The sequence below is a fragment of the Roseateles chitinivorans genome (assembly GCF_050632235.1).
In the GTDB taxonomy this organism is placed as follows: domain Bacteria; phylum Pseudomonadota; class Gammaproteobacteria; order Burkholderiales; family Burkholderiaceae_C; genus Roseateles; species Roseateles chitinivorans_A.
In genome coordinates, this window is the sequence record NZ_CP192584.1 from 2050426 (window position 1) to 2075306 (window position 24881).

The window sequence follows — 24881 nt, forward strand, 5'->3', positions numbered from 1 at the left end:
ACCATTTCCACTTCCTGGAGCCTCACATGACCCGTTCCGCCGATACCGACTTCCCCGATGCCGACACCTCCGATCGCAAGACCGTGCTGATCGTCCACGCCCAACCGGAGCGGACCTCGCTGACGCGCACGCTGGTCGACGTCGCCGGGCAGACGCTGCGTGCCACCGGCCACGAGGTGCTGCAGTCCGACCTCTATGCGATGGGCTGGAAGGCCGTCTACGACGAGCAGGACTTTCCGGTCCGCACCGACGCCGACCGCCTGGACTTCGTGCGCGAGTCGGGCCACGCTTTCGAGCATGGGCATCAACCGGCCGACGTCGTCGAGGAGCAGCGCAAGCTGCTCGCTGCGGATCTGGTGATCCTGCAGTTCCCGCTGTGGTGGTTCGGCATGCCGGCGATCATGAAGGGCTGGATCGACCGCGTCTGGGCGCGCGGTCTGGCCTACGGGCGCAACGGGCAAGGCAACCGCGTGCGCTACGGCGAGGGCGGATTCGAAGGCCGGCGCGCGATGGTGTCGGTCACGACCGGTGGTCCGGCCGCCGATTACGGCCCGCGTGGCATCAACGGGCCGATCGATCAGCTGCTGTTCCCGATCACGCATGGCACCTTGTTCTATCCCGGCATGTCGGTGCTGAAGACGCACGCGGTGCACGGGGCGGGGCGGATGACGCCGGAAGCGGTCGAGGTCGCCGCCGCTGCGTGGCGCGAGCGGCTGGCTCATGTCTTCGACGAAGCGCCGGTGGCCTTCCGCGCGCAGAACGGCGGGGACTATCCCGATGGCCACGAGCTGGGCGACGAGGTCGCGCCGGGCGTCACCGGATTCGCGGCGCACGTGGCCGCTGGTCTCTGATCGCCCGTCAGTCGCGCAGCGAGGCCGAGGCGGCGATCGCGTGCAGCACGCGCAGCAGATGCGGCGGCACGGCCGGATCGTTGAAGCTCAGCGAGGTACCCGCGGCGAGCAGATAGAAGCCGAGGTTCTCCAATGCGATGACGCCGGCGGGCTCGCGTCGATCGCTGGCGCGGCCGGCGTCGATGACGGTCGCCGCGCCGCTGCCCACGACCTGCAGGCCGACATCCGGACGAACGAGCAGCGCGGTGTCCTCGTCGATGCCGACGCCGAGCCGTCTCGGATCGAGCGACACGAGCCGCAGCAGCCGAGCATGGCGCTTGCGCTGTGCGAAATGCTGATCAACGACGAGCGCGGGCATCAGCCCGAGCGCGCGGTGCAGCGGTTGCGGCGGACCGGCGAACTGCTCGTCGAGATCACCCACCGGCATGTGCGCGCCGAGTGCCGACGCTCCGGCGCTGGTGCCGGCGATGGCGAGTTCACCGGCGCGATGGCGTTCGCGGATGAGCGCATGCAACGGCGTGTCGACGATCACGTCGACCAGCCGCTCCTGATCGCCGCCGGTCATGAAGAGCAGATCAGCGGCGCGCATGGCGTCGAGCGTATCGGTGGCGCCGGCCGCGCCACGGTCACGTGGATCGAGCCAGCGCGGCTCGGCACCGAGTGCGCGGAAGGCGGGTTCGTACTGGGACCGGAGCAGGTCGGGCTCGCCGCTCGCGGTGCTGAGGACGACGACCTGCAGCGGCTGCAGCGGCGCGGTGGCAGAACGCCCGTCATGACACGCCGCGATCAGTTCGCGCAGCACCGTCCCCGGCGTCAGCCGGTCCTCGTTGCCGCCGATGAGGGCGAGCAGGGCAGGGACGTGGGGGGACGGACTGGAGGACATGGCGTTCAATGGGGCTCGGTCGGATACAGGGAGTGTTCGCGGTCCCACCACACGAAGTGGAAGTGCGCGTCGACGATGAATCCCCAGGCGCGACGTTTCTGGCCGCTGAGACGAAACCGGAAGACCGAGTCGAATTGATCAAGGTCAAGGCTCACCCAGCGTTGCTGGGCTTCTTCAATCAGATCACCCACTTCGTGCAGGTGATGCATCTTGTGGCCTGTCCCTGAGGCGAGCTTGTCGATCTCGCCCCACGTGAGCCCGGCGAGGTCGCGCATCGGCGGATGGATCGTCTCGTCCCACTCTTCCTCTGACCATGCGCGAGGTTCACCCCAGGACCAGCGGTCGTCCACGTCCGCGCGCGTGGTGCACCAGGTCATTCGGGCATGGAAGCGGCTGCCGTCCTCGCGCGTCTTTGGCGTGTGCGCAGCGGCAGTTGCCGCTCGGGCGAGATGTGGGGCCAGACGGGGGGCGGCGTTGGGGGCGGGCGCCATGGCATGACGCGGCGTGTCCGTTGCCGGAACCCGGGCGAGCATCGCCGGTTTGCCAGCCTCGAACCTGGCCTGGGCGACGGCCTTCCTGCGGGCGCGTTCCTCGCTTTTCTTGCCCATCGAGCCTTCAACCCGTCAAAGGGACGAGTAGTACTCGTGCATCGCACCCTGGCTGATCACCGTGGTCGAGGGGTCACCCACCGGCGTATCGCCGCGAGCCTTCTTCCACGGATCTTCCTGGTGCGTCAGGTTGCTGAGCCACTGGGCGGTCTTGTCGCCGTAGAACGCGAGCACCCGATCGATGTTGCCGCGTTCTTCCTGCGAGAGGCGCGCGCTGTCCGCCGTCGGGAACAGGGTCGCGTCGACCTTGAACATGCCGCGATGCTTCTGATAAAGGCTAGGCAGCACGGGGCCGTTCGCCCATGCCTGGAAGTCCTCGTCGAGCAGCGGCGCCTCTTCCCAGACCAGATTCCAAGCCTGTGCGTAGAACATCAGTTTCTGGAGCTTCATGGCCGAGACCTCGCCCGTGCGCTCGGTGATGTACTTGGCAACGTCGAATGTGGAGGCCATCAATGAGCTCCTCAACTGCAGGCTGAAAGGCGGGACGCGTTCGGAAATTGAGTGGCGGAAGCGGTGAGATTCGAACTCACGGACGGTTGCCCGTCGCTGGTTTTCAAGACCAGTGCCTTAAACCACTCGGCCACGCTTCCTTCAGTGCGGCCGATTGACACATCGAGCCACGTCTCCTGTCACAGGAGAAGCAGACATTCTAAGCGTGCCTGGAGAGGCCGCCATCGAGTGCGCCTCAATCCGCTCCCGGCTTCTTCGCCTGCACGCAGTCGACCTGGATGATCTCCAGCGCCTGGCCTTCCGCCACGCGGGCGGCCGTCAGCCGGCCGCCCCAGACGCAGCCGGTGTCCAGCGCCAGCAGGTCCGGCCGCTGCACCAGGCCCAGCGTCGACCAGTGCCCGAACGCGATCGGATGACCCGCCGTGCGCCGCTCCGGCACCTCGAACCAGGGCATGAAGCCTTCCGGCGCGGTCCCCAGGCCTTCCTTGGTCTTGAAGTCCAGCCGCCCCTTCGCGTTGCAGAAGCGGATCCGCGTCAGCACGTTGATGATGAAGCGCAGCCGTGGCACGCCCGTCAGGTCGTCCTTCCAGCGATCCGGCTCGTTGCCGTACATCTGTGGCAGGAACTCCGCCAGGTCCGGGCCGCGCAGCAGCGCGTGCACCTCGTCCGCCAGCGCCAGCGTCTGGTCCGCGTCCCACTGCGGCACCACGCCCGCGTGCACCATCAGCCAGCCCTGCGCCCGCATCGCCAGACGCTGCCCGCGCATCCACTCGAGCAGCGCCTCGCGGTCCGTCGCCTGCAGGATCGCGTCCAGCGTGTCCCCTTTGTGCGGGGCCCGCACGCCGGCCGCGGTCGCGAGCAGGTGCAGGTCGTGGTTGCCGAGCAGGCACTGCGCCGCGTCGCCCAGCGACTGCAGACGCCGCAGCGTCGTCAGGGAATCGGGGCCGCGGTTGACGAGGTCCCCCAGGAGGTAGAGCCGGTCGCGGGACGGGGAGAAATCGATCTTGTCCAGGAGTCGCGCCAGCGCGTCGCAGCAGCCTTGGAGATCGCCGATGAGGTAATGCATAGCGGGATTTTGCGGTGCCGATGTCACACAGGCTCTGCTAACCTTGCCGACCTTGTGTTTTGGGCGCGACTCGGGGTTAGTACCCGGTCCGCGCTGTCAATGGATACCGCCCTAGTTCTCTTCCTGATCCTGCTCAACGGTTTGTTCGCCATGTCGGAGATGGCCCTCACGGCGTCCCGCAAGGCACGCTTGCAAGTGATGGTGGAAAGCGGGGAAGGCGGCGCGCAGGCCGCCATGGACCTGCACGAGAACCCCACGAAGTTCCTTTCCACGGTCCAGATCGGCATCACCTCCATCGGCGTGCTCAACGGCATCGTCGGCGAGGCCGCCTTCTCCGGCCCGCTGGCCGACGTGCTGCGCGCCAGCACGCCGCTGAGCGCCCGCGCCGCCGACATCACCGCCACCGGCCTGGTCGTGCTGGTGCTGACCTTCGTCACCATCATCTTCGGCGAGCTGGTCCCCAAGCGCCTGGGCCAGATGTACCCGGAGAACGTCGCGCGCCTGGTCGCGCCGCCGATGGAGATCATGTCGCTGGTGACGCGGCCCTTCGTCAAGCTGCTGAGCTTCTGCACCGAGTTCACGCTCAAGCTGCTCGGCATGGGCGGCCGCGCCAACCGCGCCGTGACGGAAGAGGAGATCGCCGCCAGCCTCGAGGAAGGCCTGGACGCCGGTGTCATCGAGGAACACGAGCACCAGATGGTGCGCAACGTGTTCCGCCTGGACGAACGCCAGATCGGCTCGATGATGATCCCGCGCGCCGAGATCGCGTGGCTGGACATCAGCGACCGCCCGGATCAGATGCTGCAGATCCTGCGCGCGCACGGCTACAGCCGCTACCCGGTCTGCCGCGGCGGACTGCATGACGTGGTCGGCACGGTCAGCGCGCAGAACCTGCTGGCGCGCTCGCTGGCCGGTGAATCGCTGGACCTGTCGACCGGCCTGGAACCGCCGGTGTTCGTGCCCGAGACGCTGTCCGGCATGGAACTGCTCGCGCACATGCGCGGCGCGGAAACGCCGCTCGTGTTCGTCGTCGACGAATACGGCGAAGTGCAAGGCGTCGTCGCGATGCGCGACGTCCTGGAGGCCATCGCGGGCGAGTTCAACTCGTCCGATGGCGAAGACGCCTGGGCGGTCCAGCGCGAGGACGGGAGCTGGCTGATGGACGGCCTGATCCCCGTCACCGAGCTGAAGGACCGCCTGGATCTGAAGGAACTGCCCGAGGAGGACCGTGGGCGCTACAACACCCTGGCCGGCATGGTGATGCTGCTGCTGGGGCGCTTGCCGCGCACGGCCGACGTGGCGGAGTGGGACGCGTGGAGATTCGAGGTGGTCGACCTCGACGGCAAGCGTGTGGACAAGGTGCTGGTCTCGCGACTGGCGGACGATGGAGTGAATCAATGAGCAACCCCCCGATGTATGAGAACCTGGTCCCGGTGGACCGGGTGCAGCACAAGAACACACGCATGAAGGTCGGCGCTCCGGTGCTGGACCGCGTGACGCAGCTGAACTCGCTGTTCGTCGCCGTGGCCGAGTTCGCCGACGCGAGCCTCGAGTACCCGGTGGTGTTCGTGCGCGTCGGCCAGGCTGTCGACGGCCAGCGTCCGGCGGTCGCCCCGCTGGCGGTGTTCGGCCTGCGCCAGGGCAGCAACCTGTTCATCAAGGACGGCCAGTGGACCGGCCGCTACGTGCCGGCCTACATCCGCCGCTGGCCGTTCGCGATGGCCCGCATCGAGGAGAGCACCTCCGACATGGCGCTGTGCCTGGACATGGGCTCCGGCGCGTTCTCCGAGACCGACGGCGAGCCGCTGTTCAAGGCGGACGGCGAAGCCACCGAACTGCTGCTCAACGCCAAGCAGTTCTGCGAGGACTTCGAGCGCGAAGCCGAGCGCACCCGCCAGGCCTGCGAACTGCTGCAGGACCTGGACCTGCTGCAGGACATGCGATTTGAGGCGCAGCTGCCCAGCGGCGAGAAGCTGGACGTGGACGGCTTCCTGACCATCAATGAGAAGGCGCTGGCCGAGCTGCCCGACGCGAAGATCGTCGAGCTGCACCGCAACGGCCTGCTGGAGGTCATCACGATGCATCGCCTGTCGCTGCGTCTGATGAGCCGCCTGGCGCAGATGTACGTGCCGGCGAACTGAGCGGCGCGACCCTCGCCCGAACGGCCCTCGACGACCCATCGACAAGGCGCCGGACGGGCGATCACCGGCTGAGACAAACCCCAAGCGGGTTTGCTTGAGTACGGCGTACACGGGAGCCTCGATAGCATCGGAAGTCCTTAAAGGACGTTGGATGCTGTTCGAGGCTTTTTTGTCGTCCACCGCGATGGAATCGGTGTTCTCGCCGACCGCGGTGGTCCAGTCGATGATGGATGTGGAGGCCGCGCTCGCCCGCGCGGCGGCCCGCGTGGGCCTGATCCCGTCACCGGCCGCGCAGGCCATCGCGAGCCTGTGCCGCGCCGAGCTCTACGACGTGCCGGCCCTGATCGCCGCCGCGCCGCACAGCGGCAACCTGGCGCTGCCGGTCGTGCAGCGTCTGCGCGAGACGGTCGCGCTGTTCGATCCTGCCGCCGCGGTCTACGTGCATCGCGGCGCGTCCGCCCAGGACCTCGTCGACACCGCGATGGTGCTGCGCACGCGCGAGGCGCTGCGCCTGATCGACGACGACCTGCAGCAGCTCTGCGGGCAGCTGCTGGATCTGGCCGAGCGTCACGTCGCGGTGCCGATGCTGGGCCGCACGATGATGCAGCCGGCGCAGGTGATCAGCCTGCGCTTCAAGCTGATGAACTGGCTGATGCCGCTGCTGCGCAGCGCCGAACGCTTGCGCGAGCAGGGCGAGGCGTCGCTGCTGCTGCAGCTCGGCGGCGCGGTCGGCACGCTGGACGCGATGGGCGATCGCGCGGACGAGATGCTGACCGCCGTGGCCGCCGAACTCTCGCTTCCGCGACCCGACATGTGCTGGCACACGCAGCGCGACCGCTGGCTGCGGCTGGGGCTGGAGGTCGGCCTGCTCTGCGGCAACCTCGGCAAGCTGGCGCAGGACTTCGCGCTGATGGCCCAGGCTGAGGTGGACGAGCTCCACGAGCCGCCGGGCGAAGGCTATGGCGCCTGCCTGTCGATGCCGCACAAGAAGAATCCGGTCGCGGCGTTGCAGGCGATGGCGGCGGTGCAGCGCGCGCCGCAGCGCGTGGCCGGGCTGATGGGCTGCATGACGCCGGAGCATGAACGCGGGCTCGGTCAGCACCAGGCCGAATTGGCGGAATGGAGCGGACTCATGGGCGGCGCTCACGCGGCGGTGCAGGCGCTCAACCGTGCGCTGGCCGAACCCGTTATCCGTGCCGACCGGATGCGCGCGCACGTCCTCGAGCGCCAGGGCTTGGTGGCCAGCGAACGCCTCGAACATCTGCTGATGCCGCGCCTGGGTCGCCAGCGCACCGGCGCGATGATCCGCGACTTGATCCATCGCGTCCGCCAAGGCGAAGGATCGTTGGAGCAGTTGCTGCGCACGGCGCTCGAGGTCGGCGATCTGCCGTCGATGGCGATTTCGGACAGTGAACTTTCCGCCATGTTCGACCTGGAGGCCATCGCGGCCCAGGCCGATGGCCGTGTCGACGCCTTGATGGCCGAGGCGCGTCAGCGCCTCGACGCGCTGGCCGCCCGGCCCTGCGCGTGAGCCGGTTCGTGACCTGTTTCACGAGCCACGGCTGGACGCAACGCGATACGAACTTCCTGGTCGCTCAGCGTTCAAATCGCCGGGGAAGCGACAAATATCCCCAGATGTCGTACGGCTTTCCGCAAAAAGTGGAGTGGCGTGTCCCATGAATTCGTTATTTGAACGAAACGCATCTGGTTACACCTGCAACAAATGAGAGGCCGGGAGGGACGGTGACGCAGGACGGGGCAGTCGATGAATACGTGCGAGGGCGAAGCCAAACCCTGCTTCCCGATGTCATGCCCGGGATGTAACCGAATTCCCTCGAATGCGGGGTTTCGGCCTGGCAAGGGATTGACCCCCGTAAGAACCCGGGACAGACCCGTAAGACGAGGGTCGCATTTGTTAACTATCGTAGCGGCCTGCAGTAATTACTTTGAGTGGGCCATAGACTCGCCCTTGATAACCAAGCAGTCTGGAGTTGGGAATGAGCGACGAATCTCGCATGTCGAACATTGAATTGGAAGCGCCCGCAAGCCCCTTGCAGGCGCTGCAGTCCATTGGTTCGGGGATGTCGTTTGTCCGCTCTGATTCCGTGGAGCTCGTTTCCCGCGATACGGAGTTCGGCCGCATCGAGATCCGTGCGCTCATGGAAGGCACGGGTCATGCGCTGCTGGAGCGCCGGTACGCGTCACGGGGTTACCGGCTGAGCCGTTCCGCCGACGTGACCTTGGGGGCCTACTGGGAAGGCCGTCTGGTGGCCACGCTCGGGCTGCGCCGCGACGGCGGCAACCTCGCCGCGGACCAGAGCTTCCCCGGCGAGATGTCCGGCATGCGTCAGCAGGGCTGGCAGCTGTGCGAATTCACGCGGCTGGCCGCCGACCCGGAAGGCCCGTCCAAGCTGGTGCTGGCCAGCCTGTTCCATCTGGCCTACCTGCATGCCGCCCATCATTGGGGCGCGGAGTTCCTGGTGATCGAGGTCAATCCGCGTCATACCGCGTTCTACCGCCGGATGCTGGATTTCCAACCGCATGGCGAACAGCGCATGCACCGCAGCGTCGGCGCCCCGGCGGTGTTGATGAGCCTGTCGCTGAACTATGTCGAGGGCAAGGTCCGCAAGCATGGCGGCACCTTGAACGACGACCAGAACCGCTCCCGCACGCTGTATCCGTATGCCTTCTCCCCGAAGGATGAGCCCTCGCTGCTGAGCAAGCTCGCGGACGTGTACGGCTACGACGCCTGAACGGGCGTCGCGCCTGAACGCAGGCGCCTCCCGATCCCGGCGGGACCGCCTCCCGACGGTTTCCCTTGTTCAAGCTTCCAGCCAATGCAGGCTGAACCAGCGCTGCTCGTCCGTCCAATGCTGTGACGGCTTGAAGCCGGCTTCCCGCGCGAGCGCCTGGAAGCTCTCCACGCTGTATTTGTACGAGTTCTCCGTGTGCAGGCTCTCGCCGGGCGCCAGCGTGTAGCGCCGGCCCTGCAGCTGCAGGTGCTGCTCGCCGCGCGGCAGCAGGTGCATCTCGATGCGGTGCTGGCGTGGGTCGTAGAACGCGTAATGGTCGAAACCGGCCGGGTCGCATTCCAGCTTCAGCTCGCGCTGCGCATGGCGCAGCAGGTTGAGGTTGAAGCGCGCGGTCACGCCTTGCGCGTCGTTGTAGGCCGCGTGCAGCCGGGCCGGGTCCTTGATCAGATCCACGCCGATCAGCAGCGCGCCGCCGTCGAGTTCCTCGCGCAGCAGGCGCAGGAAGTCGAGCGCCTCGTCCGGGTTGAAGTTGCCGATGCTGGAGCCCGGGAAGAAGCCGACCCGCCGTCCGTCCGCCGGGGCATCGGGCAGCACATGCATGCGGGTGAAGTCCGCCACCACCGGGAGGATGCGCAGCGCGGGATGCTCGCGTTGCAGCGCTTCGCAGGCGGCCAGCAGGTGCGGGCCGGAGATGTCCACGGGAACGAAGCTGTGCAGGCCCTCGGTGCGTTCCAGCAGCAGGCGCACCTTCACGAGCGCGCCGGCGCCGTACTCGATCAGCTGCGCGCCGGGGCCCATGCGGGCGGCGAAGTCGCCGGCGTACCGGCGCAGCAGCGTGAGCTCGGTGCGGGTCGGGTAGTACTCGGGCAGCTCGCAGATCTGTTCGAAGAGGGCGGAGCCCTGGGCGTCGTAGAAGTACTTGGGCGAGATCGCGTGCTCGGGGCCGGCGAGCGCCGCGTGAAGGTCCTCGGCGAAACTGCTCATGCGTGGGTCTCCGTGCGCGGGCGCGCATCGCGGGCCAGTCTCAGCCCGGTGAACTGCCAGCGGGCGGCCGGCGGGAAGAAGTTGCGGTAGGTCCGGCGCGTGTGGCCGGGCGGCGTCGCGAGGCTGCCGCCGCGCAGCACCAACTGGCCGACCATGAACTTGCCGTTGTATTCGGAGGCCGCGCCGTCGAGCGGGCGGAACCCGGGATACGGGTGATAGGCCGAGCGGGTCCACTGCCAGGCTTGATCGTCGAGTTGCGCCATGCCGGGCAAGGCCGAGGCGGCTTCCCATTCCGGCTCGCTGGGCAGGCGCGCGCCGGCCCATTCGGCGTAGGCCGCGGCTTCGTAGAAACTGAGCTGCATCACCGGCGCCGCCGGATCCATCGGACGCAGGCCGTGCAGGCCGAACACCGACCAGCGCGACCCCGCGCCGGCCGCGTCGCCGTCGTTGTTGCCATCGCTGCTGTCGACCCAGTACAGCGGCGCCTTCCAGCCCTGCTGCTGCACCGTGGCCCAGCCATCGGACAGCCACCAGCGCGGCTCGCGATAGCCGCCGTCGTCGATGAAGCGCTGGAAATCGCCGCAGGTCACGAGGCGGCTCGCGATCTCGAAGGGCTCCAGCCAGACACGATGGCGCGGGCCTTCGTTGTCGAAGGCAAAACCTGTCTCCGGGCCGCCTCCCGCGCGCACGTCACGACCGATCTCGACGAGACCGCCGTCGTGCGGCAGCCAGTCGCTCGTGCCACCCGCGATCGGGGCGGGCGGGGCATCGATCAGCGCCGGCCGCCACGGATGGCAGGAGAGCAGATGCAGCGCATCCGTCAGCAGCAGCTCCTGATGCTGCTGCTCGTGATGCAGGCCGAGCTCCAGCGTCGGGGCGATGTCCTCCCACACCGCGTCGCTGCAGCGCGCGATCAGCTGCTGGATGTGCGTGTCCACATGGCGGCGGTAGGCGCGCACCTCGTCCAGCGAGGGACGCGTCAGCAGGCCGCGCTGCGGGCGCGGATGGCGTGGGCCGAGGCCTTCGTAATACGAGTTGAAGAGGAAGTGGAAGGACTCGTCGAGCGGCCGGTAGTCCGGCAGGTGCGGACGCAGCAGCAGCGCCTCGAAGAACCAGCTCGTGTGGGCCTGGTGCCACTTGGCCGGGCTCGCGTCCGGCATCGACTGCGCGGCCTGGTCCTCGGCGGACAGCGGCTCCGCCAGCGTCAGCGTATGGCGCCGGACCGCTTCGAAACGGCGCGCGAGATCGCGCCGCGACAGCGGCAGATCGTGATCCGACATGCAAGCAACTCCTGCGGTCCCGGGGAGGAAGGACCGGACGACAACGGTAGCCGATTTGCCTTGTCCACGCCCGGCGCGGGCCGCTTGGCGGACGCGGGCGGGACGGCTCAACTGCCACCCGATGTCAGGTAGGGCAAGTCGGGTACCCGCCGCGCGCCACGGGCCACCGCGTGTCGCCGCGGCGGCGATTCATCGGCGCGTCACGCCGCGCGGGCAGGCTCACGGCGACCCGGCTCACGCCACTGCCCATGCCCATGATGCCGCCCTCGATGTCTCCGTCGCTGCCACCGCTGCCGTCGTTGCAGCCCACGACTGCCGCGCCCGCCCTGCCGTCGGGAGCCGGGCCCGCGACCCCGCCGTCCCTGCTTTCCGCGGTGGCGACGGCGATGCCGCTGTACGGCGGCATCGACGGGGACGGACTGCCTTTGTCCTGGCTGCAGGACCACGTGCTCGCCGAGCGTCTGCTGGAGGCGCTGTGGAGCGCGCGCCAGCCCGCGACCCCGGCGCAGTTCTTCGTGTGGAGCCAGAGCCGCCTGCAGCCCTTGCTGCCGCACCGGCTGATGGTCTGCGTCGGCGACCAGCCGCCCTCACCGCGGCTGGCGGCGCAGCTCTTCCACCTGAAGCCCATCGGCGACGGGCTGCACACGCAGCTCGAGTCGGCCGACCACGGCCTGTGGCTGCACCTGATCCGGCGCTGGGGCGACGGTCGGCGGCCGCTGCACATCGACCTGACGCGGGAGTCCGAGCTGGCGCTGTTCCAGCCGCTGCTGGAAGCAGGACTGCGCGAACTGGCGCTGCACGGCGTCGCCGCCGACGGGGAGCGGCCGCAGAGCCTGTTCCTCTTCGCGGGCGAGGGCTGGCAGGACGACCATCTGCGCCGGCTGGAACTGCTGACGCCGGCGCTGCACGCGGCCTGGCGGCGCGCGCGGCTGCAGCCGCGGGGTCAGGCCTTGCCGCGACGCGCGGGATCGCTGGTGACGCCGCGCGAGCAGCAGATCGTCGAGGGTCTGCGCGCGGGCCTGAGCAACGAGGGGATCGCGATCCAGCTGGGCATCAGCATGTTCACGGTCAAGAACCACGTGCGCAAGATCCTGCGCAAGCTGGGCGCGAACAACCGCGCGCAGGCGGTCGCGATCGCGATGTCGCGCCGGGAACTCAGCGAGCCGGAGTCGCCCGCGGCGTGAAGAGGCGCAGCACCAGCGCATGCACGGCGACGCCGATGACGGCGCCGATCATGTCGGCGAGCACGTCCTGTGCGTCCGCGTCGCGACCGGGGATCTGCGACTGGACCAGTTCGATCGCCACGCCGTAGGCCAGCAGCATCGCCAGCACGATCCAGCGGCGGCGCGGACCGGCGGCCAGGCACTGCATGCCGATGAAGGCCAGCGTGCCGAAGGCGGTGAAGTGGTTCGCCTTGTCCCAGCCGAGGTCGGCCGCGGGCGGCGGATGGGGCGAGAACGCCAGCCAGCTCGCGCCGGCCACCACCGCCAGGAAGAGGAAGCGCCAGGCGTTGCGCCAGCGCGGGTCATGCAGGACTTCAGACATGCGGGTCAGTGTGCCACGCACGTGTGAAGCGAACGTGAGGCGACGCGCCGAGTGCGCCGTCGCCACCGCCGCCGTTCACTCCAGATGTTCGTGATGGTGGCTCGCGCCGCGCTTCCAGTAGGCCGAGGCACGGATCGCATGACGGTCGTGGCCCTTCTCGTCGACGAGGATGCGGCGCACGGCGGCCATGGCCGCGGCCTCGCCGGCGCACCAGGCGTAGCCCTCGCCGGACGGTAGGTCCAACGCGCGGGTGGCGGCCAGCAGCGCGTCGTCGCCGTCGACCCAGCGCAGGTCGAGTCCGGCCGGCGTGCCGAAGTCGCGGCGGTCGCTCTCCGGCACGTTCAGCAGCGCGATGACGCGTGTGCCGGCGGGCAGTTCCTCGAGGCGGCGCGCGACGGCGGGCAGGGCGGTCTCGTCGCCGATCAGCAGGTGCCAGGCGAAGTCCGTCGGGATGATGAAGGAGCCGCGCGGTCCGCCGACGGTCAGCGTGTCGCCCGGTCGTGCCTGCGCGGCCCAGGCCGCTGCGGGACCGTCGCCGTGCTGGGCGAATTCGATGACCAGCTTGCGCGCCGCATTGTCGAAGCGGCGCGGTGTGTAGTCGCGCATGACGGGGGCGCCGTCGGCCTCGGGTTCGAAGATCAGCTTCACGTGGTCGTCGAAGGAGGCGCTGATGAAGTCGACGAGCGAGTCGCCGGTCAGCGTCACGCGGCGGAAGTTCGGCGTGACGTCGTCGACGCCGGTCACGGTCAGTTCGCGGCGCTTGAGTTCGTGACGCACGCGCTGGACGCGGCTCGCGGCGGGCTCGGGGGCGGAGGGGTTGGGGAGGTTCGGGGTGTTCAGGGTGTCGGGCTTCATTGCCGGTGGTCTCTGTTTCGTTGACAATGTCATCCATCTTGCGACGGAACGATTGACAATGTCAACTAACACCACTGGCCGGAGGGGCAAGGACGACGACGTGCTGGAGCTGGTGCATTCGGTGATGCATCGCTACCGCTCGCTGCAGTACCGCTTCCTGCGTGACGGCCCGCAGGACATCACGCACATGGAAGGCAAGGTGCTGTTCTTCTTCGAGCGGCATCCGCAGGCCACGCAGAGCGATCTCGCGTCACACAGCGGGCGGGACAAGGCGCAGCTGGCGCGGCTCATCAAGACCTTGCGCGACAAGGGCCTGCTGGACGCGAAGACCGACGAGGTCGATCGCCGGCAGGTGCGGCTGAGCGTCAGCGAGGCCGGCATGACGGTGCAGCGTGAACTCAAGCGCCAGGCGAAGCAGGTGTCGGTGCAGGCGCTGGCCGGGTTGAGCACGGACGAGCAGGCGCAGCTCGCGGCGCTGCTGAAGCGCGTGCAGGCGAATCTGGGCGAGGAGTGAATCGGGCGCGGCGTTGTCTCTGAGCGACGCAGGCGCGGAAATTGTCGACGTCGAAAATCTGCGCTATAGTCGCAGACTCTGTTGTTCGCGACAGCGCCGATGTAGCTCAGTTGGTAGAGCAGCGCATTCGTAATGCGAAGGTCGGGAGTTCGACTCTCTTCATCGGCACCAATCTGGAAAGCCGCTTGGAAAATCCGCAGGATTCCCAAGCGGCTTTTTCCTTTTCCGGTGAGACGCTGATCGTCCCGGTCGCAGACGATTCTCGCAGCCTTTGATCGGGGACGGGCGTCCTCACTCTTGATGATGGTCGTGGTCCTCGACCCTTCCTAGCATTTGCGGTCGCGCAGTTCGCGCGTCGCAAACAGGGAGAGAGCCATGAAACGAGCATTGAGCATCGCGCTGTTGAGCGCGGTCGCAGCCATGTCGGCGCACGGCGCCGCCGTGGTGAACGGCGACTTCGAAGGCGGGAGCCTCAGCGGCTGGTACGCCTCCGGATCCAACGTCAACGGATCCTCGACCGCCATCGTCAACGCCGGCAACGGCTATCCGGCGCTGGCCGGCAACAACTCGGCGCTGATCGTGGCGATGTCGTTGCAGGGGCTGGGGCCGAACGTGACCTGCGCTTCGGACATCTGGAATGTCCACTGTCCGCTGCCCGTGCAGTTCACTCCTTCGGGCGCGGGCGCGCCGACCTTCTTCTCACAGGACGTGGCCGGACGTTTCCTGCGCGGCGGCTTCATCGCCCAGGACGTCAATGTGGCGGTGGGCGACACGCTGGACTGGGTCTCTCAACGACTGGGAGAGGTAGCCGTCGGCGGCGTGGGTCCCGGCGTTGTCGACAACGCCTTTTTCGTGGCCTACAACGGCAGCACGCTAGCGGCAGTCGATCTGCGCGGCAACGTCTCGTCCTACACCTTCGCGCAGGGCGGCCTGTGGTCGATCTTCATCGGCGTGCAACAGACCGAGGATCCGAACGGCTGGAGCGCGTTGAAGGTCGATTCGATCGCGTTCCGCGCGGCCGAGGTGCCGGAGCCGGATTCGCTCGCGCTGGCCTTCGCCGCGGGAGGCGCGCTGTTCTGGCAGCGACGCCGGCAGCGTTCGACGCGCTGAGCGGCGCCCGTCCGGCGCTCGTCCGGCCATCACCTCGATGATCACCGGGCGCGTCGCGCCACCGTTGCGCGCCGACGGTGGCAACATGGCGCGCCATGAGCCCACACGACCAAGACCATGATGATCAGCCCGGCCTCGCGCCGGTGACGCTCACGCTCGCCGCCCTCGAGGCCGAGCCGCTGCCCGGCACGTTCAAGGGACTGCCTGCGGTCGCTGAAGGCGTGCCGCTGGGCGGGCTTGGCGCGTTGGGGCTGTCGCTGCTGGCTGGCGACCTGCCGCTGCCCGCGGCAATCCTGAAAGACTCCGCGCTGACGCACAACGCGCGCTGGATGCGTGAGTTCACCGCGCGTGCCGGCGTGAGCCTCGCGCCGCACGGGAAGACGACGATGTCCCCGCAGCTGTTCCAGCGCCAGTTCGACGAAGGCGCCTGGGGCATGACGGCGGCGACCGCGGCGCATGTGCGCACCTACCGGCGCTTCGGCGTGCCGCGTGTGCTGCTCGCGAATCAGCTGATCGGCAAGGCGGACCTGGAGCTCGTGTTCCGCGAGCTGGAAGCCTCCCCGGATTTCGAGTTCTATCTGCTGGTCGACTCCGCCGCAGGCCTGGATCTGCTGCGCCGCGCGGCCGAGGAGCGTGGACTGAAACGGCCGCTTCAAGTGCTGCTCGAAGTCGGTACGCCGGGCGGGCGCACCGGCGTCCGGACGATGGCGGAAGGGGCCACGCTGGGTCGCCTCATCCGCGATGCCGCGCCGACGATCGTGCTGCGCGGCGTGGAGGCGTTCGAGGGCGTCTACAGCGGCGACGACACGGCGCGCGTGGAACTCGGCGCGCTGACGATGATCGAGACGGTGGCGGAGCTGACGCGACTGGGCTGCGCCGAAGGCTGGTTCGCCGCGGACGAGGTGCTGCTGACGGCGGGCGGCTCGGCGTTCTTCGACATGGCGGCGAAGACGCTGGCCTCGGTCGAAGCGGCCGGCACCGGTCACGCGCTGCGCGTGGTGCTGCGCAGCGGCTGCTACCTCAGCCACGACAGCCTGCAGTACGAACGCATGCAGGGCCGCATGCGGCAACGCGCCGGCGCGCTGTGGGGCGAAGGTCCCGGCCTGCGCAACGCGATCGAGGTCTGGGCCTACGTGCAGTCGGTGCCTGAACCCGGCCGCGCGATCTGCACGGCCGGCCGTCGCGATCTCAGCTACGACGCCTGCCTGCCGCAACCGCTGTGGTGGTACCGGCCGAGCCTGCATGACGCGCCGCGGGCGACGCCGGCCCACTGGGCGGTCACCAAGCTGAACGACCAGCATGCGTATGTCGATGCCGGGGGAGAGGGCGGCAGCGGCACGGACGGCGGCGCGCTGCTGCTGCAGGTCGGCGACCTGATCGCCTTCGGCGTCGGCCACCCCTGCACGACCTTCGACAAGTGGCCGCTGCTCTACACGGTCGACGACAGCTACCGCGTCATCGGCGGCGTGCGGACCTTCTTCTGAATCGACGGCGAGAATCCGCGCCATGCATGACATCATCTGCCCGCACTGCGGCAAGGCTTTCAAGATCGACGAGGCGGGTTACGCCGACATCCTCAAGCAGGTCCGCGACACCGACTTCGAGAAGCAGCTCCACGAACGCCTCGCGCTGGCCGAGCAGGACAAGCGCAATGCCGTCGAGCTCGCGCAGGCGAAGACCGCCGGCGAGCTGCAGAAGGCCGCCGCGCTCAAGGACGGCGAGATCCAGGAACTGAAGGCGCGGCTCGATGCCGGCGAGGTGCAGCGCAAGCTGGCCGTGGCCGAGGCGCTCGGTGCGCTGGAGAAGGAGGCGCAGCAGGCCGCCGCGGCGAAGGACGCCGAGATCCAGCGCCTGAAAGCGAAGCTCGATGCGGTCGGCGTGACGCAGCAGCTGGCGATGTCGCAGGCCGTCGGCGCGGTGGAGAAGGAACGCGACCAGCTCCGCAGCGGGCTCGAGCGCGCCGAACTCGAGAAGCAGCTCTCCGAGAAGTCGCTCAAGGACAAGTACGAGACGCAGATCAAGGACCGCGACGATGCCATCGAGCGTCTGCGCGACATGAAGGCGCGGCTGTCGACCAAGATGGTCGGCGAGACCCTCGAGCTGCATTGCGAAACCGAGTTCAATCGCATCCGCGCCACCGCGTTCCCGCGCGCCTACTTCGAGAAGGACAACGACGCGCGCAGCGGCAGCAAGGGCGACTACATCTTCCGCGACGCCGACGAGTCCGGCACCGAGATCGTCTCGATCATGTTCGAGATGAAGAACGAGAACGACCGCACCGCCACGAAGAACCGCAACGAGGACTTCCTCAAGGAGCTCGACAAGGACCGCGTCGAGAAGGGCTGCGAGTACGCGGTGCTGGTCTCGCTGCTGGAGCCCGAAAGCGAGCTCTACAACACCGGCATCGTCGACGTGTTCCACCGCTATCCGAAGATGTACGTCGTGCGGCCGCAGTTCTTCCTGCCCATCATCACGCTGCTGCGCAACGCGGCGATGAACTCGCTCAAGTACAAATCGGAGCTCGCGCTGGTCAAGGCGCAGAACATCGACATCACCCACTTCGAGACGCAGCTCGAGAGCTTCAAGTCGGCGTTCGGCAAGAACTACGAACTGGCGTCGCGGCGCTTCCAGACCGCGATCGACGAGATCGACAAGTCCATCGACCACCTGCAGAAGACCAAGGAAGCGTTGCTCGGCACCGATCGCAACCTGCGCCTGGCCAACGACAAGGCCCAGGACGTGACGATCAAGAAGCTGACCAAGGGCAATCCCACGATGGCCGGCAAGTTCGCCGAGCTCAAGGGCAACGACCATGCCGCAGCCGACAAGCCCGCGGCGGACAAGCCTGCAGCCGACGACCGCGGCAACGACGACGACGGCCAGTTGTTCTGAGACCGCCGGAAAGCACGAAGGCCGCTCATCGAGCGGCCTTCGTTGATGGATGCGCTGGATCCGGCGCGTGCCGGATCGCGGCGTCAGGTCACCTCGGAGGGATCACTTGGCCTTGTCGGCTTCCAGGTGGTACTGCGTCACCCGCTCGACCTCGTTCTTCGAGCCCAGCACGACCGAGACGCGCTCGTGCAGCTTGCCCGGCTGCAGGTCCATGATGCGCTGGCGGCCGTTGGTCGCCGCGCCGCCGGCCTGTTCGACCAGGAAGGCCATCGGGTTGGCCTCGTACATCAGGCGCAGCTTGCCGGCCTTGTTCGGCTCGCGCTTGTCCCACGGGTACAGGAACACGCCGCCGCGCGTGAGGATGCGGTGCACGTCCGCGACCATGGACGCGATCCAGCGCATGTTGAAGTCCTTGCCGCGCGGACCGGTCGTGCCGGCCAGGCACTCGTCGATGTAGCGCTTCACCGGCTCGTCCCAGTGCCGCATGTTGGACATGTTGATCGCGAACTCCTTGGTGTCCGCGGGGATCTTCACGTCGTCCGCGGTCAGCACCCACGAGCCCTGCTCGCGGTCCAGCGTGAACATCGCCACGCCGTCGCCCACCGTCAGCACCAGCGTCGTCTGCGGTCCGTAGACGCAGTAGCCCGCCGCCGCCTGCGCGGTGCCGGGCTGGTGGAAGTCTTCCTCGCTGACGCCCTTGCTGCCTTCGACCTTCTTCAGCACCGAGAAGATGGTCCCGATCGACACGTTCACGTCGATGTTGCTCGAGCCGTCCAGCGGATCGAACATCAGCAGGTACTCGCCCTGCGGGAAACGGTTAGGCACCAGGTGGATGCTCTCCATCTCCTCCGAGGCCATCGCGGCCAGGTGGCCGCCCCACTCGTTGGCTTCGATCAGCACCTCGTTGGCGATGATGTCCAGCTTCTTCTGGACCTCGCCCTGCACGTTCTCGGACCCGGCCGTGCCCAGCACGTCACCCAGCGCGCCCTTGTTGACGCTGATGGCGATGCGCTTGCAGGCCCGCGCGACCACCTCGATCAGCAGCCGCAGCTGCTGGGGGATGTGGCCGTGCAGACGCTGCTGCTCGACGAGGTATTGGGTCAGGCTGACGCGTTGACTCATGAAACGACTCCGATGGTTGCAAATCTCGTGCGCCGCGGAACGGCCCGGCGCGCGGACCGCTCCGGGTGCGGAATCAGGGCTGCGGCGCGCCCGCGGTCGTCGCGTTGACCGCGGGGGCCGACGTGTCCGACGCCAACGCGCGCTGGATGATCTCCCGCACGTCGTTGGACAGGTCCGGCTTGGCGGCCACGCGGGCGATGGCTTCGCGGGCGGCGCTGCGGTACGGCTGGGCCAGCGCGGTCCAGCGGTCCATCACGCGCGCCAGGCGGCCGGCGACCTGCGGGTTGATCGCGTCCAGCGCCAGCACCTGCTCGGCCCAGAAGACGTAGCCCGCCGCGTCGGCGCGGTGGAAGGCGGCCGGGTTGAACATCGCCAGCGAGAAGATCAGGCTGCGCGCGCGGTTCGGGTTCTTCAGCGTGAAGTCGGCGTGCTTCATCAGCTGCTTGACCTTGGCGAAGGTCTTGCCGTCGCGCTCGGCCGCGCGGCCTTGCAGCGCGAACCACTTGTCGATGACCAGCGCCTCGCCCTTGAACTGGGCGTGGAAGCGCGCCAGCGCGCTGTCGGCCAGCTCCGCGTGCGCGTTCACGAGCGCGGACAGCGCGCCCATGCGGTCGGTCATGTTGGTCGCGTCCTTGAAACGCTGGTACGCGCGGCCCGGCCACACGCCGTCGCCGCCGCGGGTCGCGTTCAGGACCAGCATCGCCAGCGACAGGTTCACCAGCGCGCGCTTGCCGCTCTGCACCGGGTCCGGGTTGTAGCCGGTGGTGACCTGATGCGCGTCGAAGGCCCAGGCCCAGTCGGCCTGCAGCGCCGAGGCCAGCTGGGTCTGCGCCGCTTCGACGGCGGCGTGGATGGCCTGCGGGTCGACGACGTCGAGCTGCTCGGCGATGTAGGCCTCGTCGGGCAGTTGCAGCGCCAGCGCCTTGAAGGCGGGATCCAGCTCGGCATGACGCAGCACCGCGCGCATCGCGTCGAGGTAGGCGGCGTCCAGCACCAGCGGCTGACCCGAGCGCACGGCGCCCAGGATACGGTTCAGCGCCAGGCGCTGGCTGGCTTCCCAGCGGTTGAAGGCGTCGCTGTCGTGCTTCAGCAGCACCAGCAGTTCGGCGTCGCCCAGGCCGTCGTCCAGCACCACCGGCGCGGAGAAACCGCGCAGCAGCGACGGCACCGGCTCGGACGGCACGTTGACGAAGACGAAGGACTGCTCGGCCTGGTCCAGCACCAGCACGCGCTCGGTGTCGGTGGCGCCGGCGGCGCCGTCTTCGCCTTGCTGCATCAGCGGCAGCGACTGGCCGTCGCGCGACAGCAGGCCCAGCGACACGGGGATCACCTGCGGCAGCTTGGCGGCCTGGCCCTGCGCGGCCGCGCTCGATTGCGTCAGCGTCAGCGTCCAGGTCTGCGCGGCGGCGTCGTACACGCCGCGGGCCTGCAGGCGCGGCGTGCCGGCTTGCGCGTACCAGCGCTTGAACGCGTCCAGGCGCGTCGTCAGCGGCGAGCCCGGATTCGCGTCCGCGATCGCCTGCGCGAAGTCGTCGCAGGTCACGGCCTGGCCGTCATGGCGCTCGAAGTACAGCGCCATGCCCTTGGCGAAACCGTCCCGGCCGACCAGCGTCTGGTACATCCGGACGACTTCCGCGCCCTTCTCGTAGACGGTGGCGGTGTAGAAGTTGTTGATCTCGACGTACTCGTCGGGACGGACCGAGTGGGCCATCGCGCCGGCGTCTTCCGGGAACTGGCGGGCGCGCAGCGCGCGCACGTCCTCGATGCGGCAGACCGCGCGCGCGCTCGGCGTGGCGGCCATGTCCTGGCTGAACTCCTGGTCGCGGAAGACGGTCAGGCCTTCCTTGAGCGACAGCTGGAACCAGTCGCGGCAGGTGACGCGGTTGCCGGTCCAGTTGTGGAAATACTCGTGCGCGACGATGGACTCGATGCGGGCGAAGTCCGCGTCGGTCGCGGTGGCGGGGGAGGCCAGCAGCGCCGAGGTGTTGAAGATGTTCAACCCCTTGTTCTCCATCGCGCCCATGTTGAAGTCGGACACGCCGACGACCATGAAGCGCTCCAGATCCAGCGGCAGGTTGAAGCGCGCCTCGTCCCACACGACGGACGCGATCAGCGAGTTCATCGCGTGTTCGGTCTTCTCCAGGTCGCCCTGGCGGACGTAGACCTGCAGCAGGTGGTCCTTGCCGCCGCGGGTGCGGATGCGCTGCTCGCGCGCGACCAGGTCGCCGGCGACCATCGCGAAGAGGTAGCTGGGCTTGGGGAAGGGGTCGTGCCACTTGGCCAGGTGGCGGCCGTTGTCCAGCGAGGCCGACTCGACCAGGTTGCCGTTGGACAGCAGCACCGGGAATCTGGCCTTGTCGGCGCGCATCGTCACCGTGTAGACCGCCATCACGTCGGGGCGGTCCAGGAAGTAGGTGATGCGGCGGAAGCCTTCGGCCTCGCACTGCGTGAAGAAGCTGCCGCCGGAGGTGTACAGGCCCGACAGCGTCGTGTTCTTCTCGGGGCAGCAGGTGTTGCGGATCTCGAGCGTGAAGTCCGCGTCGGGCACGTTGTCGATGATCAGCTCATGGCCTTCCTGGCGGAAGGACACGCTCTCGCCGTCGATCAGCACGCGCAGCAGGTTCAGCTCCTCGCCATGCAGGCGCAGGGGGCCGTGAGGCACCGCGGCGTTGCGTTCCAGGCGCATCTTGCTGGCGACCAGCGTCTTCACCGGATCGAGGTCGAAGCTCAGGTCGACGGTGCGGATCCAGAAGATCGGCGCGACGTAATCGGCGCGGCGGATCAGGGTGGCAGTGCCTTCACGCATGGCGGACTTCCTTGTAGGAATGAAGAAGCCCCGGGCCGGGGATCGAGCACCGGGGCATTTGTCTCTTGTTTTGCTTACACGCCCTGCTTCAGGGACGCGGTGATGAATGCGTCGAGATCACCGTCCAGCACCTTCTGGGTGTTGGAGATCTCGACGTTGGTGCGCAGGTCCTTGATGCGGCTCTGGTCCAGCACGTACGAGCGGATCTGGTGACCCCAGCCCACGTCGGTCTTGCTGTCCTCGAGCTTCTGCTGCTCGGCCATGCGCTTCTTCATCTCATGGTCGTACAGGCGCGAACGCAGGCGCTTCCAGGCGACGTCGCGGTTGCTGTGCTGGCTGCGGCCGTCCTGGCACTGGACGACGATGCCGGTCGGGATGTGGGTCAGGCGCACCGCCGAGTCGGTCTTGTTGATGTGCTGACCGCCCGCGCCGGACGCGCGGTAGGTGTCGGTGCGGACGTCCGACGGGTTGATGTCGATCTCGATCGAATCGTCCACTTCCGGATACACGAACAGCGAGGCGAAGCTGGTGTGGCGGCCGCCCGAGGAGTCGAACGGGCTCTTGCGCACCAGGCGGTGCACGCCGGACTCGGAGCGCAGCAGGCCGAAGGCGTACTCGCCTTCCACCTTGATGGTGGCGCTCTTGATGCCGGCGATCTCGTCGTCGGTCTGCTCTTCGACGTCGGCCTTGAAGCCCTTGCGCTCGCAATACTTCAGGTACTGGCGCAGCAGCATGCCGGCCCAGTCGCAGGCCTCGGTGCCGCCGGCGCCGGCCTGGATGTCGATGAAGCAGTTCAGCGGATCGGCCGGGTTGTTGAACATCCGGCGGAACTCGAGTTCCTCGACCTTCTCGGCCAGCTTGGCGGACTCGGCCTCGATGGTCTGGATGCCGGCGATGTCGTTGTCGTCCTTCGACATCTCGTACAGCTCGAGGTTGTCGGAGAGGTTGGACGTCAGATGATTGAGGGTCTCGACGACCTGTTCCAGCGAACGCTTTTCCTTGCCGAGCTCCTGGGCCCGCTTGGGGTCGTTCCAGACGTTGGGGTTCTCCAGGGCGGCGTTGACTTCATTCAACCGCAGTGCTTTGCGGTCGTAGTCAAAGGTACCCCCTTAGCGCGTCGGTACGCGCTTGCAGATCGGTCAGCGTGTTGCCGATCGCATTGATGTGTTCGATGTCCATGATTCGTTCGAAGCGTTCGAAGGGTGGAGCCCCGACAAGGGGCCCGAAGCCGGGTATTTTCTCATGCTGAGGCGAAGGGGCTCCCTAAGATGACGGGATGCGTCCGAAACCACCTGTCCCCGATGCGGGTTACCGCTCCGGAAGTCCCGGAGCCGCCCCCGCCGGCACCCCCTCCGGCATGTTCCGCGCCCGGCGCCGCTGGGTGCGCCGCGGGAACTGGCGCCTGACGCTGATGCTGCTCGTCGTGTGGGCGCTGGTGACCTTCGGGGTCGCGTACTTCGCCCGGGCGCTCAGCTTCGACTTCTTCGGCTGGCCGTTCAGCTTCTGGGTGGGATCGCAGGGGGCGTTGATCGTCTACGTGGCGATCGTGGTCATCTATGCGGCCGTCATGAACCGCCGGGAGGCGGAGGCGGGGGTGCAAGACCCGGCACCGTATTTCGACGAGCTGGAGTCGAAGCGCCCGGAGAAGGAGCGCTCCGGGCCGATCACGGGGTTCTGAAGACCGCCCACCTGCCCGGTCTGGTGCGTTGGCCGCCGAGGTATGGGGCCCCCGCGGCAAGCGCGGAAACCCCACACCTCACCGTCCCCGACCACTGCCGTCCTTCCACGGATTTGCTACCGAGGACTTCGGGGGGCGCCTCGTGCGGGGGCTCGGTTCGAGGCGGCGGAAGCCGGGGTGGGGTCGACGATTTGTGGAGCCTGCGAGACGTATGAGGAGACCCCACCCCGGCTTCCGCCGACGGCGGGGTCAAAGGCTCAGAACGGCGACGCGTCCTGCTTCGCGGCGGCGAGTTGCGCCTGCAGTTCCGCGACTTGCGCGCGCAGCTTGATGTTCTCGTCCTGCAACGCGCCGACCTGGGCACGCAGCAGGGCGACGGCCGGATCGGCTTCGAGCTCACCGTCCTCGTTCGTCGGCACGTCCAGCAGGGCGACCGCCACTTCGGAGACCGCATCGCCCGCGGCCTTCTTGCCGACCTTGGACTCGCGCACGCGCTTGGCGGCCTGGCGCAGTTCTTTCTTGCCGCCGGCGGCGGCGGCGGCCTGCTCCTCGGCCGGCAGGTCGGAGATGACGGCGGCGGCGCTGATCGAGACCTCGCCCGACCGCACGGCGGCGACGAGCTCGGGCGCGGCGGCCTTCTGGATCTTCTCGATCTGCGTCACGGTCGCGCTGCTGATGCGCGCGGCGCGCGCGATGGCTTCGCGGCTCTTCAGCGGCGGGGCGTCGGGCACGGGCGTTGCGGTCGCGTCGGCGGCCGGCGCCTCAGGCGCCGGGTCGTTGAGCACGGCCAGCCGGCGCGCTTCCATGATCTCCTTCTTGCGCAGGGCGAGCACGCCGCGCTGGAAGTCGGACACGCTGCGGCGCCCCAGGTGCTGGTCGATCATCCACAGGTGGACGTCTTCCATCGACTTGAAGCGGGTGTTCTGGACCGTCTGGAAGGGGATGCCGTGCTTGGTGCAGATGCCGTGGCGGTTGTGGCCGTCGACGAGGATGTCCCCCCAGAGCACCAGCGCGTCGCGGCAGCCCTCGGCGAGGATGCTGCGCTCGAGCGCGGCATGTTCGTCCTCGGTCAGGGGATCGATGTAGGCCTTGAGTTCTTCGGTGACGATGATGTTCATGGGGACGGGCAGCGGGACGGCGGGGAGGCGGAGCCGGCAGGGCGGGCCCTGTCGGCGCGATGGTCGGAATGCTGTGGAATGTGCGACTGTCGCGCGGGTCGCACGGGCGACGGACGACGCCGGAAAAGGGCGGCATTCTGCCTGCCTCGCGGCGCTACCCTGTCGCTCTCCGAGCACGAGCGTCGGAAATCCCACGGAACCCACCCCCAAGATGAGCGCCCCCCG

General features: G+C 68.2%; 23 protein-coding genes and 2 tRNA genes. 12 read left to right on the forward strand and 13 right to left on the reverse strand.

Annotated features, from left to right (window positions below; translation table 11 throughout):
- Window positions 1–26: 26 nt before the first annotated feature.
- Complete coding sequence (locus ACQ859_RS09200) at window positions 27–851, forward strand: NAD(P)H-dependent oxidoreductase (protein ID WP_431265517.1); 825 nt, start codon at window positions 27–29, stop codon at window positions 849–851.
- A 7-nt stretch (window positions 852–858) separates the two neighbouring features.
- On the opposite strand, the gene ACQ859_RS09205 is transcribed toward ACQ859_RS09200, so the two are convergent.
- From ACQ859_RS09205 to ACQ859_RS09225, 5 genes are all read right to left on the reverse strand, one after another.
- Window positions 859–1734: a cyanophycinase gene (locus tag ACQ859_RS09205; RefSeq protein ID WP_431265518.1), complete on the reverse strand. Its 876-nt coding sequence runs from the start codon at window positions 1732–1734 to the stop codon at window positions 859–861.
- 5 nt (window positions 1735–1739) lie between these two features.
- Window positions 1740–2342, reverse strand: coding sequence for a hypothetical protein (locus tag ACQ859_RS09210; protein WP_431265519.1), 603 nt, complete (start codon window positions 2340–2342; stop codon window positions 1740–1742).
- Between the two features lie 15 nt (window positions 2343–2357).
- Entirely contained in the window at window positions 2358–2792 is a 435-nt protein-coding gene (locus tag ACQ859_RS09215) for a Panacea domain-containing protein (RefSeq protein ID WP_431265520.1), read from the reverse strand.
- 52 nt (window positions 2793–2844) lie between these two features.
- Window positions 2845–2932 (reverse strand) — tRNA-Ser (locus ACQ859_RS09220).
- A gap of 95 nt (window positions 2933–3027) precedes the next feature.
- Window positions 3028–3858 (reverse strand): symmetrical bis(5'-nucleosyl)-tetraphosphatase, encoded by an 831-nt coding sequence (locus tag ACQ859_RS09225; protein ID WP_431265521.1) that lies wholly within the window; start codon window positions 3856–3858, stop codon window positions 3028–3030.
- A 99-nt stretch (window positions 3859–3957) separates the two neighbouring features.
- Between ACQ859_RS09225 and ACQ859_RS09230 the strand changes: the two genes are divergently transcribed.
- From ACQ859_RS09230 to ACQ859_RS09245, 4 genes are all read left to right on the forward strand, one after another.
- The gene (locus ACQ859_RS09230) at window positions 3958–5259 is read left to right on the forward strand and encodes a hemolysin family protein (RefSeq protein ID WP_431258818.1); all 1302 of its coding nucleotides are present in this window, start codon (window positions 3958–3960) and stop codon (window positions 5257–5259) included.
- The gene (locus tag ACQ859_RS09235; protein WP_431265522.1) at window positions 5256–5999 is read left to right on the forward strand and encodes a SapC family protein; all 744 of its coding nucleotides are present in this window, start codon (window positions 5256–5258) and stop codon (window positions 5997–5999) included. Before ACQ859_RS09230 ends, ACQ859_RS09235 begins: the two co-directional genes overlap by 4 nt.
- A 151-nt stretch (window positions 6000–6150) precedes the next feature.
- A complete protein-coding gene (locus ACQ859_RS09240) occupies window positions 6151–7530 on the forward strand; it encodes a lyase family protein (protein ID WP_431265523.1) in 1380 nt (459 codons plus the stop codon).
- 574 nt (window positions 7531–8104) lie between these two features.
- The gene (locus ACQ859_RS09245) at window positions 8105–8752 is read left to right on the forward strand and encodes an N-acyl amino acid synthase FeeM domain-containing protein (protein ID WP_431265524.1); all 648 of its coding nucleotides are present in this window, start codon (window positions 8105–8107) and stop codon (window positions 8750–8752) included.
- A gap of 69 nt (window positions 8753–8821) precedes the next feature.
- On the opposite strand, the gene egtD is transcribed toward ACQ859_RS09245, so the two are convergent.
- Both egtD and egtB read right to left on the reverse strand, forming a co-directional pair.
- Complete coding sequence (gene egtD, locus ACQ859_RS09250) at window positions 8822–9736, reverse strand: L-histidine N(alpha)-methyltransferase (protein ID WP_431265525.1); 915 nt, start codon at window positions 9734–9736, stop codon at window positions 8822–8824.
- Window positions 9733–11016 carry an ergothioneine biosynthesis protein EgtB gene (egtB, locus tag ACQ859_RS09255; protein WP_431265526.1) on the reverse strand — a complete coding sequence of 428 codons (1284 nt, stop codon included), beginning with the start codon at window positions 11014–11016 and terminating at the stop codon, window positions 9733–9735. The genes egtD and egtB overlap by 4 nt, the downstream gene beginning before the upstream one ends.
- 248 nt (window positions 11017–11264) lie before the next feature.
- Here egtB and ACQ859_RS09260 point away from each other — a divergent pair, with 248 nt between their 5' ends.
- Window positions 11265–12200 carry a helix-turn-helix domain-containing protein gene (locus tag ACQ859_RS09260; RefSeq protein ID WP_431265527.1) on the forward strand — a complete coding sequence of 312 codons (936 nt, stop codon included), beginning with the start codon at window positions 11265–11267 and terminating at the stop codon, window positions 12198–12200.
- Here the strand turns inward: ACQ859_RS09260 and ACQ859_RS09265 are convergent.
- Window positions 12172–12561: a VanZ family protein gene (locus tag ACQ859_RS09265; protein WP_431265528.1), complete on the reverse strand. Its 390-nt coding sequence runs from the start codon at window positions 12559–12561 to the stop codon at window positions 12172–12174. The two genes, ACQ859_RS09260 and ACQ859_RS09265, sit on opposite strands and share 29 nt — an antisense overlap.
- Window positions 12562–12636: 75 nt before the next feature.
- Complete coding sequence (locus ACQ859_RS09270) at window positions 12637–13416, reverse strand: siderophore-interacting protein (RefSeq protein ID WP_431265529.1); 780 nt, start codon at window positions 13414–13416, stop codon at window positions 12637–12639.
- 58 nt (window positions 13417–13474) lie between these two features.
- Between ACQ859_RS09270 and ACQ859_RS09275 the strand changes: the two genes are divergently transcribed.
- From ACQ859_RS09275 to ACQ859_RS09295, 5 genes are all read left to right on the forward strand, one after another.
- A complete protein-coding gene (locus ACQ859_RS09275; protein ID WP_431265530.1) occupies window positions 13475–13930 on the forward strand; it encodes a MarR family winged helix-turn-helix transcriptional regulator in 456 nt (151 codons plus the stop codon).
- A 95-nt stretch (window positions 13931–14025) separates the two neighbouring features.
- Window positions 14026–14101, forward strand: a tRNA-Thr gene (locus ACQ859_RS09280).
- 204 nt (window positions 14102–14305) lie between these two features.
- Complete coding sequence (locus ACQ859_RS09285; protein ID WP_431265531.1) at window positions 14306–15040, forward strand: hypothetical protein; 735 nt, start codon at window positions 14306–14308, stop codon at window positions 15038–15040.
- A 95-nt stretch (window positions 15041–15135) separates the two neighbouring features.
- Complete coding sequence (locus tag ACQ859_RS09290; RefSeq protein ID WP_431265532.1) at window positions 15136–16524, forward strand: alanine racemase; 1389 nt, start codon at window positions 15136–15138, stop codon at window positions 16522–16524.
- 22 nt (window positions 16525–16546) lie between these two features.
- Window positions 16547–17932, forward strand: a complete 1386-nt coding sequence (locus tag ACQ859_RS09295; RefSeq protein ID WP_431265533.1) for a DUF2130 domain-containing protein — start codon at window positions 16547–16549, stop codon at window positions 17930–17932.
- 102 nt (window positions 17933–18034) lie between these two features.
- Here ACQ859_RS09295 and ACQ859_RS09300 read toward each other — a convergent pair whose 3' ends face one another.
- The 3 genes from ACQ859_RS09300 to prfB all read right to left on the reverse strand — a co-directional run bounded on the left by ACQ859_RS09300 (window position 18035) and on the right by prfB (window position 23039).
- Window positions 18035–19054: a class 1 fructose-bisphosphatase gene (locus ACQ859_RS09300; protein ID WP_067283841.1), complete on the reverse strand. Its 1020-nt coding sequence runs from the start codon at window positions 19052–19054 to the stop codon at window positions 18035–18037.
- Window positions 19055–19127: 73 nt separating this feature from the next.
- Entirely contained in the window at window positions 19128–21860 is a 2733-nt protein-coding gene (gene pepN / locus ACQ859_RS09305; protein ID WP_431265534.1) for an aminopeptidase N, read from the reverse strand.
- 74 nt (window positions 21861–21934) lie between these two features.
- Window positions 21935–23039, reverse strand: a protein-coding gene (gene prfB, locus ACQ859_RS09310) for a peptide chain release factor 2 (RefSeq protein WP_431265535.1) whose coding sequence is annotated in 2 segments (ribosomal slippage) — window positions 21935–22957 and window positions 22959–23039 — 1104 coding nt in all. Because the reading frame shifts where the segments join, the coding sequence is not laid out codon by codon here.
- Window positions 23040–23217: 178 nt separating this feature from the next.
- On the opposite strand from prfB, the gene ACQ859_RS09315 reads away from it, so the two are divergent.
- On the forward strand, window positions 23218–23538 hold the full coding sequence (locus ACQ859_RS09315; RefSeq protein ID WP_431265536.1) for a DUF4212 domain-containing protein: 321 nt from the start codon (window positions 23218–23220) through the stop codon (window positions 23536–23538).
- A 257-nt stretch (window positions 23539–23795) separates the two neighbouring features.
- Here ACQ859_RS09315 and ACQ859_RS09320 read toward each other — a convergent pair whose 3' ends face one another.
- Window positions 23796–24656 carry a plasmid replication/partition related protein gene (locus ACQ859_RS09320; RefSeq protein WP_431265537.1) on the reverse strand — a complete coding sequence of 287 codons (861 nt, stop codon included), beginning with the start codon at window positions 24654–24656 and terminating at the stop codon, window positions 23796–23798.
- Window positions 24657–24881: the final 225 nt, after the last annotated feature.

Coding starts and splice junctions, on each gene's coding strand:
- ACQ859_RS09260 (WP_431265527.1), top strand. CDS start 11,265: ATGCCCATGATGCCGCCCTCGATGTCTCCGTCGCTGCCACCGCTGCCG.
- egtD (WP_431265525.1), bottom strand. CDS start 9,736: ATGAGCAGTTTCGCCGAGGACCTTCACGCGGCGCTCGCCGGCCCCGAG.
- ACQ859_RS09235 (WP_431265522.1), top strand. CDS start 5,256: ATGAGCAACCCCCCGATGTATGAGAACCTGGTCCCGGTGGACCGGGTG.
- ACQ859_RS09215 (WP_431265520.1), bottom strand. CDS start 2,792: ATGGCCTCCACATTCGACGTTGCCAAGTACATCACCGAGCGCACGGGC.
- ACQ859_RS09270 (WP_431265529.1), bottom strand. CDS start 13,416: ATGAAGCCCGACACCCTGAACACCCCGAACCTCCCCAACCCCTCCGCC.
- ACQ859_RS09295 (WP_431265533.1), top strand. CDS start 16,547: ATGCATGACATCATCTGCCCGCACTGCGGCAAGGCTTTCAAGATCGAC.
- ACQ859_RS09290 (WP_431265532.1), top strand. CDS start 15,136: ATGAGCCCACACGACCAAGACCATGATGATCAGCCCGGCCTCGCGCCG.
- ACQ859_RS09285 (WP_431265531.1), top strand. CDS start 14,306: ATGAAACGAGCATTGAGCATCGCGCTGTTGAGCGCGGTCGCAGCCATG.
- ACQ859_RS09240 (WP_431265523.1), top strand. CDS start 6,151: ATGCTGTTCGAGGCTTTTTTGTCGTCCACCGCGATGGAATCGGTGTTC.
- egtB (WP_431265526.1), bottom strand. CDS start 11,016: ATGTCGGATCACGATCTGCCGCTGTCGCGGCGCGATCTCGCGCGCCGT.
- ACQ859_RS09265 (WP_431265528.1), bottom strand. CDS start 12,561: ATGTCTGAAGTCCTGCATGACCCGCGCTGGCGCAACGCCTGGCGCTTC.
- ACQ859_RS09205 (WP_431265518.1), bottom strand. CDS start 1,734: ATGTCCTCCAGTCCGTCCCCCCACGTCCCTGCCCTGCTCGCCCTCATC.
- ACQ859_RS09320 (WP_431265537.1), bottom strand. CDS start 24,656: ATGAACATCATCGTCACCGAAGAACTCAAGGCCTACATCGATCCCCTG.
- ACQ859_RS09210 (WP_431265519.1), bottom strand. CDS start 2,342: ATGGGCAAGAAAAGCGAGGAACGCGCCCGCAGGAAGGCCGTCGCCCAG.
- ACQ859_RS09275 (WP_431265530.1), top strand. CDS start 13,475: ATGTCAACTAACACCACTGGCCGGAGGGGCAAGGACGACGACGTGCTG.
- ACQ859_RS09230 (WP_431258818.1), top strand. CDS start 3,958: ATGGATACCGCCCTAGTTCTCTTCCTGATCCTGCTCAACGGTTTGTTC.
- ACQ859_RS09200 (WP_431265517.1), top strand. CDS start 27: ATGACCCGTTCCGCCGATACCGACTTCCCCGATGCCGACACCTCCGAT.
- pepN (WP_431265534.1), bottom strand. CDS start 21,860: ATGCGTGAAGGCACTGCCACCCTGATCCGCCGCGCCGATTACGTCGCG.
- ACQ859_RS09315 (WP_431265536.1), top strand. CDS start 23,218: ATGTTCCGCGCCCGGCGCCGCTGGGTGCGCCGCGGGAACTGGCGCCTG.
- ACQ859_RS09225 (WP_431265521.1), bottom strand. CDS start 3,858: ATGCATTACCTCATCGGCGATCTCCAAGGCTGCTGCGACGCGCTGGCG.
- ACQ859_RS09300 (WP_067283841.1), bottom strand. CDS start 19,054: ATGAGTCAACGCGTCAGCCTGACCCAATACCTCGTCGAGCAGCAGCGT.